Annotated in this window: 16 protein-coding genes; 5 read left to right on the top strand and 11 right to left on the bottom strand. The window is 56.1% G+C overall.

The genetic code is table 11. The features are described from left to right. Window positions 1–43 precede the first annotated feature (43 nt). The 7 genes from V4835_RS24120 to cpxP form a co-directional block, all read right to left on the bottom strand. Window positions 44–1,348, bottom strand: a complete 1,305-nt coding sequence (locus V4835_RS24120) for an SLC13 family permease (protein ID WP_331414043.1) — start codon at window positions 1,346–1,348, stop codon at window positions 44–46. A gap of 73 nt (window positions 1,349–1,421) precedes the next feature. After that, window positions 1,422–2,165, bottom strand: a complete 744-nt coding sequence (locus tag V4835_RS24115; protein ID WP_331414041.1) for a CDP-diacylglycerol diphosphatase — start codon at window positions 2,163–2,165, stop codon at window positions 1,422–1,424. A 107-nt stretch (window positions 2,166–2,272) separates the two neighbouring features. Beyond that, complete coding sequence (locus V4835_RS24110) at window positions 2,273–3,262, bottom strand: sulfate ABC transporter substrate-binding protein (protein ID WP_063144376.1); 990 nt, start codon at window positions 3,260–3,262, stop codon at window positions 2,273–2,275. A 231-nt stretch (window positions 3,263–3,493) separates the two neighbouring features. After that, entirely contained in the window at window positions 3,494–4,456 is a 963-nt protein-coding gene (gene pfkA, locus V4835_RS24105; protein WP_023309696.1) for a 6-phosphofructokinase, read from the bottom strand. Between the two features lie 174 nt (window positions 4,457–4,630). Continuing rightward, window positions 4,631–5,524: a CDF family cation-efflux transporter FieF gene (fieF, locus tag V4835_RS24100; RefSeq protein WP_148244653.1), complete on the bottom strand. Its 894-nt coding sequence runs from the start codon at window positions 5,522–5,524 to the stop codon at window positions 4,631–4,633. A gap of 256 nt (window positions 5,525–5,780) precedes the next feature. Then, the gene (locus V4835_RS24095; protein WP_115876978.1) at window positions 5,781–6,077 is read right to left on the bottom strand and encodes a TM2 domain-containing protein; all 297 of its coding nucleotides are present in this window, start codon (window positions 6,075–6,077) and stop codon (window positions 5,781–5,783) included. 197 nt (window positions 6,078–6,274) lie between these two features. Further along, a complete protein-coding gene (gene cpxP, locus V4835_RS24090) occupies window positions 6,275–6,781 on the bottom strand; it encodes a cell-envelope stress modulator CpxP (RefSeq protein WP_331414036.1) in 507 nt (168 codons plus the stop codon). Between the two features lie 150 nt (window positions 6,782–6,931). Between cpxP and cpxR the strand changes: the two genes are divergently transcribed. Beyond that, a complete protein-coding gene (gene cpxR, locus V4835_RS24085; RefSeq protein ID WP_006179159.1) occupies window positions 6,932–7,630 on the top strand; it encodes an envelope stress response regulator transcription factor CpxR in 699 nt (232 codons plus the stop codon). Then, on the top strand, window positions 7,627–9,000 hold the full coding sequence (gene cpxA / locus V4835_RS24080) for an envelope stress sensor histidine kinase CpxA (RefSeq protein WP_023309731.1): 1,374 nt from the start codon (window positions 7,627–7,629) through the stop codon (window positions 8,998–9,000). Before cpxR ends, cpxA begins: the two co-directional genes overlap by 4 nt. A gap of 53 nt (window positions 9,001–9,053) precedes the next feature. On the opposite strand, the gene yiiM is transcribed toward cpxA, so the two are convergent. Then, window positions 9,054–9,728, bottom strand: coding sequence for a 6-hydroxyaminopurine reductase (gene yiiM, locus V4835_RS24075; protein WP_331414035.1), 675 nt, complete (start codon window positions 9,726–9,728; stop codon window positions 9,054–9,056). 71 nt (window positions 9,729–9,799) lie between these two features. Then, window positions 9,800–10,420, bottom strand: a complete 621-nt coding sequence (gene sodA, locus V4835_RS24070; protein WP_063144341.1) for a superoxide dismutase [Mn] — start codon at window positions 10,418–10,420, stop codon at window positions 9,800–9,802. Window positions 10,421–10,708: 288 nt separating this feature from the next. Between sodA and rhaT the strand changes: the two genes are divergently transcribed. Next, window positions 10,709–11,743 (top strand): L-rhamnose/proton symporter RhaT, encoded by a 1,035-nt coding sequence (gene rhaT / locus V4835_RS24065; RefSeq protein ID WP_331414033.1) that lies wholly within the window; start codon window positions 10,709–10,711, stop codon window positions 11,741–11,743. Here the strand turns inward: rhaT and rhaR are convergent, their stop codons facing one another. Both rhaR and rhaS read right to left on the bottom strand, forming a co-directional pair. Then, window positions 11,744–12,592 carry an HTH-type transcriptional activator RhaR gene (gene rhaR, locus V4835_RS24060; RefSeq protein ID WP_331414032.1) on the bottom strand — a complete coding sequence of 283 codons (849 nt, stop codon included), beginning with the start codon at window positions 12,590–12,592 and terminating at the stop codon, window positions 11,744–11,746. A 73-nt stretch (window positions 12,593–12,665) separates the two neighbouring features. After that, the gene (rhaS, locus tag V4835_RS24055; RefSeq protein WP_063144338.1) at window positions 12,666–13,502 is read right to left on the bottom strand and encodes an HTH-type transcriptional activator RhaS; all 837 of its coding nucleotides are present in this window, start codon (window positions 13,500–13,502) and stop codon (window positions 12,666–12,668) included. Window positions 13,503–13,803: 301 nt separating this feature from the next. Here rhaS and rhaB point away from each other — a divergent pair, with 301 nt between their 5' ends. Further along, window positions 13,804–15,273 carry a rhamnulokinase gene (rhaB, locus tag V4835_RS24050; RefSeq protein ID WP_331414030.1) on the top strand — a complete coding sequence of 490 codons (1,470 nt, stop codon included), beginning with the start codon at window positions 13,804–13,806 and terminating at the stop codon, window positions 15,271–15,273. After that, complete coding sequence (rhaA, locus tag V4835_RS24045) at window positions 15,270–16,529, top strand: L-rhamnose isomerase (protein ID WP_063144335.1); 1,260 nt, start codon at window positions 15,270–15,272, stop codon at window positions 16,527–16,529. Before rhaB ends, rhaA begins: the two co-directional genes overlap by 4 nt. Window positions 16,530–16,531: the final 2 nt, after the last annotated feature.

Below are 16,531 nucleotides of genomic sequence, written 5' to 3'. Positions count from 1 at the left end.
TTTGTGGCGGGTGGCGCTTGCGCTTACCCGCCCTACAAAAACCCTACAACTTCCCTAACACGCTAAACCACAGATAATCCAGCGGCAGCAGCACCAGCCAGGTTGCCACCGCCAGCGCGAGACACAGCACCATCCCCGCCCTTGCAGGCACCTTCCCGAGCCCCATTGCCACCACAATCGGCGACGCCTGATACGGCAGCAGCGGCGTGGAATAGCCCAGCACCTGAATCATGATCACCGACAGCAGCGGGAAACCGGTCGCGTCCGAGAAGCTCTGCGCCAGGGTGGTGTACAGCGCCGGCACGCCGTTGGCGGTCATAATGAAGTTGAGCGCTGTGGTAATACCGGTCAGCGCCAGGAAACTGGTGAACGGTCTGTCGGCATCCAGCGGCATAATACGCAGCATCGCCTCGCCCACTGCCGCTCCAATACCCGTTTGCGTCACGACAATCGCCAGCCCAAGAATTCCGGCGACGTAAATACAGGTCCGCATATTCACCCCCGCAGAAAACTCCTCTCCGGTGATAAAACCAACGCGCGGCAGCATGACGATGATCGACGCCGCCAGCCCCGTCCACGCGGGCCCCACGCCGTGCCAGCTCTCCGTCACCCACATCCCCAGCACCACCGCCAGCAGCCAGGCGAGACGCTTTTCATCCCGCCCCATCGGCTCAGACGGCACCTGTTCCTTCTGCGGTTTCGGGCTACCGGGAAATAGCCAGCAGATGAGGCCAATCAGGATCAGGCCTTTGAGAATGCCCAGCACCGGCGTGTGCAGCAGCAGATACGGGACATAGTTCAGATGGATGCCGTACGAGCCTTCCGCCGCACCGCTCATCACCAGATTAGGGACGTTAGCAGGCAGGATAGTCGCCGAAAGCTGGAAAGTCCCGAACCCCACGGCCAGCGCCAGCCCATACCAGGCCCGGGATCCGTCGGCGATACCGGCGCGTTTTGCCATCGCCGCAACAATCGGCATCAGCAGCGCAATACGCCCCATGTTCGACGGCATCACAAACGCCAGCGCATAGCTCAGCAGCACCACGCTCGCCACCATCAACACCCAGGAGTCGGTGAGCTTTGACGACAGCGCCCGGGCGGCCCTGTCCGCCAGTCCGGTTTTACGGATCGCCACGCCGAGCACAAAACCGCTGAATACCAGCCAGAAAGCCGACGAGGCAAAACCGCCGAAGATGACCTCCGGCGGGGCGATTCTGGCGGTCATCGCCGCCGTGAAGAACAGCAGCGCGGTGATAAATTCCGGCAATAGCGACGTCGCCCACAGCACGATGGTGACGCTAACGATCAGTGAGGGCAGCAGCAGAGGATGCGTTAACCAGAGCGACATACCTGTCTCCTGTAGAATTTTTCAGCAAGTCTACGGTGACAGGCAGCCCGAGTAAACGCGATTTATGGTGGGGTTAATTCAGGATAGCGCATTGATGATCCTGCAATTCCTCTGCCGACGCGCGGTTGAGCATCAGCAGATTGCGCTCGGTCGCCAGCAAAACAAACGAACCGTCCGACTGCTGCGCCATCGCCAGGGCAAAGCGCCCCATATGGTCGCGCGCTTCCGGCAGCTCTTCTGCCAGCATCATAAACGGGCTGCGCTGAACCAGTTCATTCTCCGTCACCCGGCGAGCAAGATACTCATGTCCTTCCAGCCCCCCAGGAAGAGGCAGCCACTGAGTGCTGATTTCTCCCTGTGCCGCGTTGAGCTTCTCGCGCACGTCCGGGCGCAGGCAGGAGATATGAATATGGAAATGGTTCTGCGTGCGCCCTGTCGGCGAGTTAATCGTCAGCGAAATGGCGCTGTCAGGCACCTCGGAACCACGCTTCAGGGTCATAAAGCTGCGCGACTGCCACGCCAGCCAGAAAAAGTTCGGCGTATGCGCTTCGGTCAACAGCGGGCTCTCGGTACCGTTGATGCGATATGTCGGCATCAGCAGATACTGCAGCGGCCCGTTGCGATCTTTAAATACCACATAGCCTGCATCCGTTTTCACCTGCGCACACGGTGCCGGGTTACGGTTCTGGATCTGATTCGGCACACACTGGTCGAGAACGATATGTCGCAACGCATTCGGATTACCCGCCTTCATCCAGTACCAGCCGCCTGCGGCAAGGGCGATGACAATGAGGATCAATAAGATAATTTTTTTCACAACGCGTTCCCTGTTTTCAATAGAGGCAAAAGAGTAACGCAAAATGATGACCAAATAAAAAACCCGGCGGATTTCTCACGCCGGGTCACCGTGTCATTAGCTAAGGGTTAGCGCTGGCTGATTTGGTCGAAAGTGCCACCGTTAGAGAAGTGTTCTTTCTGCGCTTTGGTCCAGCCGCCGAACTCGTCATCAATGGTGAAGAGCTTCAGTTTAGGGAATACGCTGTCGTATTTCTTCGCAACGGCCGGATCGCGTGGGCGATAGAAGTTTTTCGCCGCAATTTCCTGGCCTTCCGGTGAGTAGAGATACTTCAGGTACGCTTCCGCCACCGCTTTGGTGTCTTTCTTCTCGACCACTTTATCGACCACGGAGACGGTCGGTTCAGCCAGAATGGATTCGCTTGGCGTCACGATCTCGAATTTGTCTTTACCCAGCTCGTGGGTCGCCAGCAGGGCTTCGTTTTCCCATGCGATCAGCACGTCGCCAATCCCGCGCTCGACGAAGGTGTTGGTGGCGCCACGCGCGCCGGAGTCCAGCACCTCAACGTTTTTATACAGCGCTTTCACGAATTCCTGCGCTTTGGCCTGGTCGCCGTTGTTGTGGTGCAGCGCGTAGCCCCACGCGCCCAGGTAGTTCCAGCGAGCGCCGCCAGAGCTTTTCGGGTTCGGGGTAATCACAGAAACGCCCGGTTTGATCAGGTCGTTCCAGTCATGGATCTGTTTCGGGTTGCCTTTACGTACCAGGAAAACGATGGTCGACGTGTATGGCGCGGAGTTATCCGGCAGGCGTTTGATCCAGTTTTTGTCGATGCGGCCACGCTCGGCGATCGCGTCAACATCGTAGGCCAGCGCCAGGGTCACCACGTCGGCTTCAATCCCGTTGATAACCGAGGTCGCCTGCTTGCCAGAACCACCGTGAGACTGGCGAACCACGACATTGTCACCGGTTTCCTGCTTCCAGTGCGCTGCAAACGCTTTGTTGTATTGCTCGTACAGTTCACGCGTCGGGTCGTATGACACGTTCAGTAACTGGATGTCCTTAGCCAGAACGCTGGTCGATGCCAGCAATAATGTAAAACCCACGCCCCATTTATTCATCGCCCAGCTCTCTTATGTAGTGTTTTGATGAATGCAGCGTGCCAGAAAGCGAATCGAGGATTAAAGAATAAAAAAAGATTGGCTATAACGTAGTGGAATAAAAGAAGAGAATGAGCGGCCTGATGCCCTCACCCCAACCCTCTCCCACGGGAGAGGGAGCAACCATAAAAAACGGTAACCCAAGGGTTACCGTTTTGCATTTACCTTGCCGCCACCGGGCAACAGAGCCGATCAGTACAGTTTTTTCGCGCAGTCCAGCCAGTCACCTTTAAACGGACGCTTCATGTTTTCAATCGCGTCGATGATGTCATGGTGAACCAGTTTTTCGTTCTGAATACCGACGCAGCGGCCGCCGTGACCCTGCAGCAGCAGATCGATAGCGTACGCGCCCATACGGGACGCCAGAATACGGTCATAAGGGCCAGGGGAACCGCCACGCTGGATGTGACCCAGTACGGTCGCGCGGGTTTCGCGTTTGGTTTCGGCTTCGATGTACTTCGCCAGCTCGTCAACGTCACAGATGTGCTCGGTGATAGCCACGATCGCGTGTTTTTTACCCTTCGCGATACCCGCTTTGATTTCAGCCACCAGGTCTTCACGGCTAAATTCGACTTCTGGCACGACGATAAATTCACAACCGCCCGCAATGGCTGCCGCCAGCGTCAGGTCGCCGCAGTAACGGCCCATCACTTCAACGATAGAGATACGCTGGTGAGAGGACGAGGTGTCACGCAGACGGTCAATCGCTTCAACAACGGTACCCAGTGCAGTAAAGAAGCCGATAGTGTAGTCAGTACCTTTGATGTCGTTGTCGATGGTGCCCGGCAGACCGATGCACGGGAAGCCCATTTCGGTCAGACGTTTTGCACCCATGTAGGAGCCGTCACCACCGATAACCACCAGGGCGTCCAGGCCGCGTTTCTTCATGTTTTCGATAGCCACTTCACGAACGTGTTCATCACGGAATTCCGGGAAGCGCGCAGAACCGAGGAAAGTACCGCCACGGTTGATCATGTCAGACACGCTGTAACGGTCGAGCTGAACCATACGATCTTCATACAGGCCCAGATAACCGTCATAAACGCCAAAAACTTCCAGGCCTTCCGTCAGCGCTGCACGGACAACACCACGAATTGCCGCGTTCATGCCCGGCGCATCACCGCCGCTTGTCAACACACCGATTTTCTTAATCATGACTACCTCTGAACTTAGGAATGCAAAATTGAAATCTGTTGCCGGAAGAAACTTATCGACCAACGAATACTGCAAATAGTATATCAATCCCTTCCAGCTGAATTGATTCAGGTCAGACCAAATGGCGGTAATTTATACACAAAATGCTGGCCTGGCTCACTTTTTTACAACGAATTACGAAAGCCCAACATGACCGGGTACAACCGAGCAGGGATCCTGGTGAATGATGACGTCTGAACCAGGAAAACGCTGCAAAATCGCCTGCTCGACCTGCTCAGCAATAACGTGAGCCTGTACCAGTGGCAGGTTGTCTTCCATTTCAATATGAATCTGAATAAAGCGGGTCGGCCCTGACTGCCGCGTTCGAAGATCGTGTGCACCGCTGACGCCAGGCCAGGAGGTCACAATAGAAAAAATTTCATTGCGTTCTGAGTCCGGGAGGGCGCGGTCAAGCAGTGATTGCACCGCTTCATACCCCATCCGCAGGGCACTATATAAAATATAGATACCAATCCCTAACGCAAACAACGCATCGGCGCGATGCCAGCCATACCAGGCCAGACCGAGCGCAATAAGAATAGCCCCATTCATCATAACATCAGATTGATAATGAAGCATATCCGCCCGTACTGCCTGACTTTGCGTTTTGCGAACAACCCAGCGCTGGAACGTTACCAGAACAAGTGTGCATATAAGCGCAACGATCGTCACAATCACGCCCACGCCGGGATCGTTCATCGGTGTCGGTGAGACGAGATGCTGAATGCCGGTAAGAAACAGGAAAAGCGCAGAACCTGAAATGAACATACTTTGCGCCAGCGCGGCCAGCGACTCCGCTTTGCCATGACCAAACGTGTGCTCTTCATCCGCTGGCTGCAGCGAGTAACGCACCACCAGCAGGTTGGTCAGCGAGGCGGCAATATCCACCAGCGAGTCCACCAGCGCCGCCAGAATACTGACCGAACCGGTATACCACCACGCGAAAACCTTGATGACCAGCAAACACGACGCCATTACCGTCGCGGCCATTGCGGCCCGGCTTACCAGTCTTCCATAGGATTGATTCATAAACGCTCCTGTCATGTCATGCCGCTATTATAACGGAAGCATGGGGAGTCGAAGGATGAATAAACGGTTAACAAAAGAGAATGACGAGCAAAAGACCTGTCGCAGATGAAGAGAGGCAGATGATGCAGGATTACAATCATACTATTGATATAAATGGTTTTTATAACGTGATATTCGCCCGTGGCGTTCATCAATAAGAAAGCCCCGTTTAAAAGGGGCTTTCCTGGTTTGAAACCTGAAAATGCTAAGTCAGCACTTAACCATATTTTCTGGCAAAGTCGTCTTCAGAGGTGCACAGATAGATAATAAACTCAATGAAGGCAATGACTGACGGTATGAAGGTCCAGCAAAAAATGAGGTAAAGGAATCCCTGGCCAATCTTACCTAAGTAAAATTTATGTGCGCCCAGGCCTCCTAAGAAGAAAGCGAGCAATGCTGCGGTAAGTTTATTTTTACTTCCTGCTGCAACCTGGCTGGCGCCACAATGCGGACAGGCCTTAGCGGTACTGTGCAACTCCTTGCCACATCCTCGGCAAAAAACCATTCCTGACATGATATCCCCTTTTGTTTCTTATCAGTAGCTTGCATATTTTACAAACAATTAAGAAAAATACTATTTTAAAAAAGAATATATCGTCGCAATGAAAATAATGAGCCCTTGATTTAGGGTGGGCAGAAGAAGGAATAAAAAAAACCCCCACATCATGTGGGGGAAGACAGGGATGGTGTCTATGGCAAGGAAAACAGGGTTTACTGGTTACTACGGGTACTGCTATTGCTACTGAAAAACGTCGTTTCTGAGCTTCGCTGCATCCGTGCAACCTCACGCAGCTGGTCCATTCGCTGCTGATGTCTGGTGTTCAAAACCGCTTGCTGCTCGGGCGTTAGCAGGTGGAACATCTGGTTGCGGACCTTCGCCATCTCTACCTGGCGGGCAATCTGTTCCTGTGCCATTTTTTCGGCCTGAGCGCGTACAGCGTTTTCGTCAAAATTTTCTGCGGTGACAAGGCGATGCATTGTCTCCATTTCGCTAACATTAACAGGGGGCTGGTCGTGTCGTGCCCTCTGCATCAGATCTCGCATCTGTTGACGCTGATGTTCGGTTAAACTTATGCCGTCAAACATATGGCTTTGGCTGCTGTTCTGCGTTGCACCCTCTTGTAAGGGACTGTTATCGCTGATGATAGCTACAGCAGCCTGGCTAAACGCACTGAACGCCAGCGTTGAGGCCATGACGGCAGCGGTAACTTTGCGCATCACTTGCTCCCAAAATCTTTCGTGTCGCGATTCAACGAGAGACAGTCTACGATTCAGGCTGCAAACATGCGTCAGGGGGTGTAAAACAACGTAAAGTCATGGATTAGACAGCCTTGATGTCGTAATTTCTGCCTCGGAGGTATTTAAACAATGAATAAAATCCTGTTAGTTGATGATGACCGAGAGCTCACATCCCTTTTAAAGGAGTTGCTCGACATGGAAGGTTTCAACGTCCTGGTTGCCCATGATGGCGAGCAGGCGCTGAGTCTCCTTGACGACAGCATCGATTTACTTTTGCTCGACGTGATGATGCCGAAGAAAAACGGCATCGATACGTTGAAAGAGCTTCGCCAGACACACCAGACCCCCGTTATTATGCTGACCGCACGCGGCAGCGAACTTGACCGCGTACTCGGCCTTGAGCTGGGCGCGGATGACTATTTACCGAAACCGTTTAACGACCGTGAACTGGTTGCCCGTATTCGCGCTATCCTGCGTCGTTCCCACTGGAGCGAGCAGCAGCAAAATACCGACAACAGCTCACCGACTCTTGAAGTCGACTCCCTGAGCCTGAACCCGGGCCGTCAGGAAGCGAGCTTTGATGGCCAGACGCTGGAACTGACCGGCACGGAGTTCACCCTGCTGTATCTGCTGGCACAGCACCTCGGCCAGGTGGTATCGCGTGAACACTTAAGTCAGGAAGTGCTGGGCAAACGTCTGACCCCGTTTGACCGCGCCATCGACATGCACATCTCTAACCTGCGCCGCAAGCTGCCGGAGCGTAAAGACGGTCATCCATGGTTTAAAACCCTGCGTGGTCGCGGTTATCTGATGGTTTCCGCTTCATGATAGGAAGCTTAACCGCCCGCATCTTCGCCATCTTCTGGCTGACGCTGGCACTGGTTTTAATGCTCGTACTGATGTTGCCAAAACTCGACTCACGCCAGATGACGGAGCTTCTCGACAGCGAGCAACGTCAGGGCGTGATGATCGAGCAGCACGTGGAAGCCGAGCTGGCAAACGATCCGCCGAACGATTTAATGTGGTGGCGCAGGCTGTTTCGCGCTATCGACAAGTGGGCGCCGCCCGGACAACGCCTGCTGCTGGTGACCAGCGAAGGCCGCGTCATAGGGGCCGATCGCAATGAAATGCAGATTATCCGCAACTTCATTGGCCAGGCGGATAACGCCGATCATCCCCAGAAGAAGAAATATGGCCGCGTAGAGATGGTCGGGCCTTTCTCCGTCAGAGACGGAGAGGATAACTATCAGCTCTACCTGATCCGTCCTGCGAGCAACTCCCAGTCTGATTTTATCAACCTGCTGTTTGACCGCCCTCTCCTGCTGCTGATTGTCACTATGCTGGTCAGCTCGCCGCTGCTGTTATGGCTGGCGTGGAGCCTGGCAAAACCGGCGCGTAAGCTGAAGAATGCCGCCGATGAAGTGGCGCAGGGTAACCTGCGACAACACCCTGAACTGGAAGCCGGACCGCAGGAGTTCCTTGCCGCCGGGACCAGTTTTAACCAGATGGTGAGCGCTCTCGATCGCATGATGACCGCACAGCAACGTCTGCTGTCGGATATCTCGCACGAGCTGCGTACCCCGCTTACGCGCTTGCAGCTTGGCACCGCGCTCCTGCGCCGCCGCAGCGGTGAGAGCAAAGAGCTGGAGCGTATTGAAACGGAAGCTCACCGCCTGGACAGCATGATCAACGACCTGCTGGTGATGTCGCGCAATCAGCAGAAAAACGCGCTGGTGAGCGAAACGGTGAAAGCCAATCACCTGTGGCACGAGGTGCTGGACAACGCGGCGTTCGAAGCGGAACAGATGGGTAAATCCTTCACCGTCAACTTCCCGCCGGGCCCGTGGCCGCTGTACGGTAACCCCAACACGCTGGAAAGCGCGCTGGAGAATATCGTGCGTAACGCCCTGCGCTACTCGCATACGAAGATTGAGGTGGCGTTCTCGGTGGATAAAGACGGGATTACGGTCATTGTCGATGACGACGGTCCTGGCGTGAGCCCGGAAGACCGCGAGCAGATTTTCCGTCCGTTCTACCGTACCGACGAAGCGCGCGACCGGGAATCGGGTGGTACGGGACTGGGTCTGGCGATTGTTGAAACCGCCATGCAGCAGCACCGTGGCTGGGTGAAAGCCGACGACAGCCCGCTGGGTGGACTACGGTTAACGCTGTGGCTACCGTTGTATAAGCGTTCGTAGCTGTTAGTGCCGGGTGGCGGCTTCGCCTTACCCGGCCTACTTTCTGCGGAGGACTATTTCCCCCACAATCTCCGCGAATTATCCTCGATCCTGCTGCTTAAACGCCGCTTCTGCATCGTTCTCGTCCAGCTGGTGGATAACCCCGCAGCCGACAGGAGGCGGTGATACTGCTCGTCGTCAAACGGCATATGCCAGGCAATGGCGCAGGCGTCATAAACAGACACATCGCTCAGGCGCGACGCCAGCTCAAGCGGCGCGTCCGCTGAAACCTGCCCAGCCAGCACCACGCGGTACAGCCAACCGGTTTTACCCGCGCTTTGCATCTGAGCCGACATGTCATGAATGCCGAAATGGTAGTTAAGCTTGAAGCACGGCGAGCGTGGCTGCGTCACCTGAATCAGGGCATCGCCCCAGCGGTAGATATCACCGATAAACACGTTCTTTTCGGTGAGCCCTTCGGTGGAGATATTCTCGCCAAACGCGGGGGCGACGAAGAGGTCCGCCTGCTGGGGGAACTCGGTTTTCCAGTGCTGATAGTGCTCGCGCGGATAGTGGCACAACGCGCGCTCGGGCCCGCCGTGGATTTTCTTTTCGGCCTGCTCGTCACCCGCAAGCCCGAGGTCGGTTAACGTCAGCTCGCCGTCGACCTGAATTTTAGCGATGGCGCTCGGGCGGCTGCCGTCGTACTCCCTGACCTTGCCTGTAAACACGTTCACCGGGTAATGCATTGCTGCCTCCATTACGCAGATACAAAAAAAGCGAGTCATAAGACTCGCTTCTCACAGGCGTCAATGCAACCTTATTTTTTAGCGGCGAAACGTGCTGCTGCTTCGTCCCAGTTCACCACGTCCCAGAAGGCTTTGATGTAGTCCGGGCGACGGTTCTGGAATTTCAGGTAGTAAGCGTGTTCCCACACGTCCAGGCCCACGATTGGGAAGCCGGATGCGCCAGAAATTGCTTCACCCATCAGCGGGGAGTCCTGGTTAGCAGTAGACACTACCGCCAGCTTGTCGCCTTTCAGAACCAGCCACGCCCAGCCAGAGCCGAAACGGGTTGCAGCGGCTTTTTCGAATTCCGCTTTGAAGTTGTCAACAGAACCGAAGTCGCGCTCGATAGCCGCTTTCAGGTCGCCCTGCAGGGTGGTACCGGTTTTCAGGCCTTTCCAGAACAGGCTGTGGTTAGCGTGGCCGCCAGCGTTGTTACGCAGAACGGTTTTCTTGTCCGCTGGCAGCTGGTCCAGCTTGGTGATCAGCTCTTCAGCAGACAGGCTAGCGAACTCTGGCAGGCTTTCCAGCGCGGCGTTCGCGTTGTTCACATAGGTCTGGTGGTGTTTAGTGTGATGGATTTCCATCGTCTGCTTGTCGAAATGCGGTTCCAGTGCGTCGTAGGCATACGGCAGGGATGGCAGTGTATAACTCATAATCCTCTCCATTATTGTCGGGCGGCACAGCTGTTAATGCCGCGTAAGCAGTTGGTTCATTATAGTTAATTAAATGATATTGAAAATGATTATCAATGCCGTAGTTTTTATATGGTTATTCGTTTTTCGATTAATAGCGGAAATGTGAGTCTGCTCACGCGGTTAACGTGCTGATTGCCATCCAGAACACATGTGCGGCAACCTTCTGAAGGTCCCCAAACCGCTTAATTTTTACACTCCTCAGGTCGGTGGGAAGCCACTGACGATAAAAACGATGAGGGTGTAAAAATGAATCATGCGATTACGATGGGTATCTTCTGGCATTTGATAGGCGCTGCCAGTGCAGCCTGTTTCTATGCTCCGTTTAAAAAAGTGAGGGGCTGGTCATGGGAAACCATGTGGTCCGTTGGCGGGATCGTATCCTGGCTGATTCTGCCCTGGACCATTAGCGCCATGCTGCTGCCCGATTTCTGGGGCTACTTCTCCTCCTTCAGCGCCTCTACCCTGCTGCCGGTGTTCCTGTTCGGCGCGATGTGGGGCGTCGGCAACATCAACTATGGCCTCACCATGCGCTATCTCGGCATGTCGATGGGCATTGGTATCGCGATTGGCATCACGCTGATCGTCGGTACCCTGATGACGCCAATTCTCAACGGCAACTTCGACGTCCTTATTAATACTCAGGGTGGGCGGATGACGCTTCTGGGCGTGCTAGTAGCGGTCATTGGCGTAGGAATTGTGACTCGCGCGGGGCAGTTGAAAGAGCGCAAGATGGGCATTAAAGCCGAGGATTTTAACCTGAAGAAAGGCCTTCTGCTGGCGGTGATGTGCGGCATTTTCTCGGCCGGTATGTCGTTCGCCATGAACGCCGCCAAACCGATGCACGAAGCCGCCGCCGCGCTGGGCGTCGATCCGCTGTACGTTGCGCTGCCAAGCTATGTCGTGATTATGGGTGGCGGCGCGATGGTTAACCTGGGCTTCTGCTTCATTCGTCTGGCAAAAGTCAAAAACCTGTCGGTAAAAACCGATTTCTCGCTGGCAAAATCGCTCATCATCACCAACGTGCTGCTCTCCGCTCTCGGCGGCCTGATGTGGTATTTGCAGTTCTTCTTCTACGCCTGGGGCCACGCCAGCATTCCGGCGCAATACGACTACATAAGCTGGATGCTGCACATGAGTTTCTACGTACTTTGCGGCGGGCTGGTAGGGCTGGTGCTGAAAGAGTGGAAGAACGCCGGACGTCGTCCGGTTGGCGTACTGAGCCTCGGCTGCGTGGTGATTATTGTCGCTGCCAATATCGTCGGCCTCGGCATGGCAAACTGATTACGACCCTTTTCGACTGCGATGACGCCACTGTACCGGCGTCATCCCCACCTCGCGGTTAAACACCACTGAAAAGTAGTTACTGTCCTCAAAGCCGCAGCACATCGCCACATCGCTGACCATCCACTCCGTATGCTGGAGGAGATATTGTGCATGGCAGATGCGCAGCTGGCGCAGATAGTGGTTCACCGTCATCCCGGTCAGGGTGCGGAACTGCTGGCGCAGCGCGCGCTCGCTGCACTGTTCCTGCTCGCAGAATTTCTCCAGTACAAAGTTTTTATTCAGGCTACCCGCAAGCCGGGTGATGAGCTTATCCAGCAGCGCTTCCTGCGTCGTGGCGGGGGGGTTATCAGTGGCGTAACGATGGCGCTTCAACGTCATCACCAGCTGGGCGAAAAGCAACTCCGCCAGCTGGTTAGCAACGGGGTCGTTCTTCTGGCTCTCCTGCTCCAGTTGAGAAATAACCTGCCGGACCTGAGCCATGCCGTTACTGCTTAAGCGCCAGTGCGGAGAACCCTTAGCATTAAGAAAGCCTGGAATGCTCGCGGCCCAGTCCACGTTAAGCTTGAGCCTGTCCGGACAGTAAATAACGTTTTGCAGCACCAGGTCGTTAACCGAGGCGTAGGAGTGTTTATCCTCCGCGCGAATGTAGAACAGATCGCCGCGCGTGATGCGGTAGGGACGGTCGTTGAGGATGTGCAGGCCGTTACCGCGCCACACCAGCACCAGCTCGCAAAACTCGTGGGTATGTTCGGCAAACACGTCTTGCGGGTAGCGATCGGCCACCGTGACGGCCTGACTCGCGGAGGCATAAAAATCATCTTTGCGAAGGATTAACTGAGCAGCCACACCACGACCTCTACGCCGAATAACCTGACACTATTAGCTTTTTTGCGGAAATAAAACGGTGACTGCCCTCGCGTTACTGAAGCATCGCGTCTTTCCCCTGACGAATATCGCGCGGCGACCAGCTAAATTCCCGGCGAAACAGCGTTGAAAAGTGATTGCTGTCGCCAAAACCGCAGCAGTAGGCAATATCTGTGACGCTTTCGTCGGTATGACGTAGAAGATGACGCGCTTTGATCAGGCGCAGACGGTTAAGGTAGCGCTGCGGCGTCAGCCCGGTGTGCTGCTTAAGCTGGCGATGCAGGGTGCGCAGCGACAGTGAAAAATCATCCGCAAGCGTTTCCCAGCAGACGTCCTCGGCGAAATGATCTTCCAGCCAGGCCATCAGATGGTTCAGGCGCGCGTTGTTATCTTCCAGCCCTTCCACCAGGCTGCTGCGGCGCAGCAGCACCAGAAGCTGCATAAACAGCAGTTCGCGCGTGGCAATGGCGTGCGTCTCCTGCCCGTCCTCGCTCTTCTCCATCTGGCCCACCAGCTGACGCACCTGCTGCAGGATGGACTGATTCACCCGCCAGTGCGACGGATAGTGTCCGTCCTGCTCCCGGGGCAACAGCTGATTCAGCCCCGAAAGAAACTGGAACGCGTCCGGGGAACGGTAGAGCACATTAGTCAGATACAGGTTGTCGGTATGTTCATACAGGTGCCGATCGTGGTCGCGCACGAAGCACACCGTACCGCCGCTGATGGTATAAGGCTGGCCATTGAAGACATGAATCCCCGTCCCGCGCTCAACAATCACAATTTCATGAAAATCATGATGATGCTCCGGGAACGCAGCCTGAGGAAGCCGCGGTTCAATCGCGACAGGCGAACCTCCTGAAGGAAAAAAATCCACGCTGTGCAGTACGGTCATAACGGCCCCCATCAATGAAAAATGTTCTCAAAATAGTAATTAAGGCCTCCCACACTCACCTTCAATTTTTGGCAGTAAACCTCGCAAAAGCTGTCCATTTTTCAAGAAACAGGGGGAAAGATCGGGAAATGCGGTCAGCGTCACACTGCCTGAGAATCCCGCCACTGCCGGAAACTGTGAACTCCCTCACATTCACCTTTGCTTTCTTGCCAGCGCGAGATTTGGCCTGTCAGTGGTGAGAAGGTGACTTTTTCTTCCCTTTTTTACACTCACCGCTAATGACTTAAGAAAGGACCCGACCATGACTTTTCGCCATTGTGTGGCTGTCGATTTAGGCGCATCCAGCGGCCGCGTAATGCTCGCGAGCTGGGACCGTGAGCAGCACACGCTTTCGCTTCGCGAAATGCACCGTTTCGCCAACTGCCTGCAGAAGCAGGACGGTTTTGAGGCCTGGGATATCGATGCCCTGGAGGCGGAGATCCGGATCGGACTGAACAACGTCTGCGACGATGGCATTCGCATCGACAGCATCGGCATTGATACCTGGGGCGTGGACTACGTTCTGCTTGATAGCCATGGCGAGCGCGTCGGCTTGCCGGTTTCTTATCGCGACAGCCGCACCGACGGCCTGATGGCGCACGCTATCGCCCAGCTTGGCAAGGACAACATCTACAGGCGCAGCGGCATTCAGTTTCTGCCGTTTAACACGCTTTATCAGCTGCGTGCCCTGATCGAGCAACAGCCGGAGCTGGTCGCGGACGTGGCCCATGCGCTGCTGATCCCGGACTACCTGAGCTACCGCCTGACCGGGAACATGAACTGGGAATATACCAACGCCACCACCACGCAGCTGGTCAACATCAACTCGGATAGCTGGGATGAACATCTGCTGGCCTGGACGGGGGCATCGCCTTCCTGGTTTGGCACGCCAACCCACCCGGGTAATGTGATCGGCCACTGGATTTGCCCGCAGGGGAACGCAATCCCCGTGGTTGCCGTCGCCAGCCACGATACCGCCAGCGCGGTTATCGCCTCGCCACTCGCCAGCAAAGACGCGGCTTATCTCTCGTCCGGCACCTGGTCGCTGATGGGCTTTGAGAGCAAAACCCCGTACGCCAGCGATGCCGCGATGGCCGCAAACATTACCAACGAAGGCGGCGCCGAAGGCCGCTACCGCGTACTGAAAAACATCATGGGGCTGTGGCTGCTCCAGCGGGTGCTGAAAGAGCAGAACGTTAACGACCTGCCCGCGCTTATCGCCGAAACCGAGAAGCTGAAGGCCTGCACGTTCCTGATCAACCCGAACGATGACCGCTTTATCAACCCGGCGCACATGAGCGCGGAAATTCAGGCCGCCTGCGTTGAGGGCGGGCAGCCGGTGCCGTCCAGCCCTTCCGAACTGGCGCGCTGCATTTTTGACAGCCTCGCCCTGCTGTATGCCGACACCCTCAGCGAGCTGGCGAGCCTTCGCGGAAAACCGTTCAGCCAGCTGCATATCGTGGGCGGCGGCTGCCAGAACCAGCTGCTGAACCAGCTCTGCGCCGATGCCTGCGGCATCACCGTGGTGGCAGGTCCCGTGGAGGCCTCCACGCTCGGGAATATCGGCGTTCAGCTGATGACCCTGGACGAACTTTCCAACGTTGACGACTTCCGTTCGGTGGTGGCGGCTAACGCCAGCCTGACCACCTTTACCCCCAATCCCTGCCGTGAAATTGCTCGCTTTCGGGCGCAGTTTCAGCAAAACCGAGTGACTAAGGAGCTTTGTGCATGACAACTCAATTAGAACAAGCCTGGGGCCTGGCTAAACAGCGTTTCGCCGCCGTCGGCGTGGATGTCGAAGAGGCGCTGCGCCAGCTCGACCGTCTGCCCGTCTCCATGCACTGCTGGCAGGGCGATGACGTCGCCGGTTTCGAGAACCCAGGCGGTTCCCTGACGGGTGGTATTCAGGCCACGGGTAACTACCCGGGCAAAGCGCGTAACGCGACCGAACTGCGCGCCGACCTGGAGCTGGCGCTGAGCCTGATCCCGGGGCCAAAACGCCTGAACCTGCACGCGATTTATCTCGAATCCGACGAGCCGGTGGCGCGTAATGAAATCAAACCGGAGCACTTTAAGAACTGGGTAGAGTGGGCGAAAGCCAACCGGCTGGGCCTGGACTTTAATCCGTCCTGCTTCTCGCATCCGCTGAGCGCAGACGGTTTTACCCTCGCCCACGCGGACGACGACATCCGCCAGTTCTGGATCGACCACGTGAAGGCCAGCCGCCGCGTTTCGGCGTATTTCGGCGAGCAGCTCGGCACGCCGTCGGTGATGAACATCTGGATCCCGGACGGCATGAAGGACATCACCGTCGATCGTCTGGCTCCGCGCCAGCGCCTGCTGGCCGCGCTGGATGAGGCTCTCAGCGAGAAGCTGGACCCGGCGCACCACATCGACGCCGTAGAGAGCAAGCTGTTCGGCATTGGCGCCGAGAGCTATACCGTTGGCTCGAACGAGTTCTATATGGGTTACGCCACCAGCCGCCAGACCGCGCTGTGTCTGGATGCCGGCCACTTCCACCCGACCGAGGTGATCTCCGACAAAATCTCCGCCGCCATGCTCTACGTGCCGCGCCTGCTGCTGCACGTCAGCCGTCCGGTGCGCTGGGACAGCGACCACGTGGTGCTGCTGGATGACGAAACTCAGGCGATTGCCAGCGAAATCATCCGCCACGACCTCTTTGACCGCGTGCACATCGGCCTCGACTTCTTCGATGCCTCCATCAACCGCATCGCGGCGTGGGTTATCGGCACCCGCAACATGAAGAAAGCCCTGCTCCGCGCGCTGCTGGAGCCTGTCGCCGCGCTGAAACAACTGGAGGCGAACGGCGACTACACCGCGCGTCTGGCGCTGCTGGAAGAGCAGAAATCCCTGCCGTGGCAGGCGGTGTGGGAGATGTACTGCCAGCGTAACGACGCCCCGGCGGGCAGCCAGTGGCTGGACAACGTGCGGGCGTATGAGAAAGACGTTCTCGCCGCTCGTCAGTAAAA

The organism is Enterobacter cloacae complex sp. CARB60, assembly GCF_036487345.1.
GTDB lineage: Bacteria > Pseudomonadota > Gammaproteobacteria > Enterobacterales > Enterobacteriaceae > Enterobacter > Enterobacter asburiae_D.
The sequence above is the reverse complement of the archived record's forward strand: the minus strand, read 5'-3'. Positions and strand labels throughout refer to the sequence as shown.

Bases quoted from the DNA above. Each gene is read 5' to 3' on its own strand.
- V4835_RS24120 (WP_331414043.1), bottom strand. From the start codon at position 1,348: ATGTCGCTCTGGTTAACGCATCCTCTGCTGCTGCCCTCACTGATCGTT.
- V4835_RS24110 (WP_063144376.1), bottom strand. From the start codon at position 3,262: ATGAATAAATGGGGCGTGGGTTTTACATTATTGCTGGCATCGACCAGC.
- pfkA (WP_023309696.1), bottom strand. From the start codon at position 4,456: ATGATTAAGAAAATCGGTGTGTTGACAAGCGGCGGTGATGCGCCGGGC.
- fieF (WP_148244653.1), bottom strand. From the start codon at position 5,524: ATGAATCAATCCTATGGAAGACTGGTAAGCCGGGCCGCAATGGCCGCG.
- V4835_RS24095 (WP_115876978.1), bottom strand. From the start codon at position 6,077: ATGTCAGGAATGGTTTTTTGCCGAGGATGTGGCAAGGAGTTGCACAGT.
- cpxP (WP_331414036.1), bottom strand. From the start codon at position 6,781: ATGCGCAAAGTTACCGCTGCCGTCATGGCCTCAACGCTGGCGTTCAGT.
- cpxR (WP_006179159.1), top strand. From the start codon at position 6,932: ATGAATAAAATCCTGTTAGTTGATGATGACCGAGAGCTCACATCCCTT.
- cpxA (WP_023309731.1), top strand. From the start codon at position 7,627: ATGATAGGAAGCTTAACCGCCCGCATCTTCGCCATCTTCTGGCTGACG.
- yiiM (WP_331414035.1), bottom strand. From the start codon at position 9,728: ATGCATTACCCGGTGAACGTGTTTACAGGCAAGGTCAGGGAGTACGAC.
- sodA (WP_063144341.1), bottom strand. From the start codon at position 10,420: ATGAGTTATACACTGCCATCCCTGCCGTATGCCTACGACGCACTGGAA.
- rhaT (WP_331414033.1), top strand. From the start codon at position 10,709: ATGAATCATGCGATTACGATGGGTATCTTCTGGCATTTGATAGGCGCT.
- rhaS (WP_063144338.1), bottom strand. From the start codon at position 13,502: ATGACCGTACTGCACAGCGTGGATTTTTTTCCTTCAGGAGGTTCGCCT.
- rhaB (WP_331414030.1), top strand. From the start codon at position 13,804: ATGACTTTTCGCCATTGTGTGGCTGTCGATTTAGGCGCATCCAGCGGC.
- rhaA (WP_063144335.1), top strand. From the start codon at position 15,270: ATGACAACTCAATTAGAACAAGCCTGGGGCCTGGCTAAACAGCGTTTC.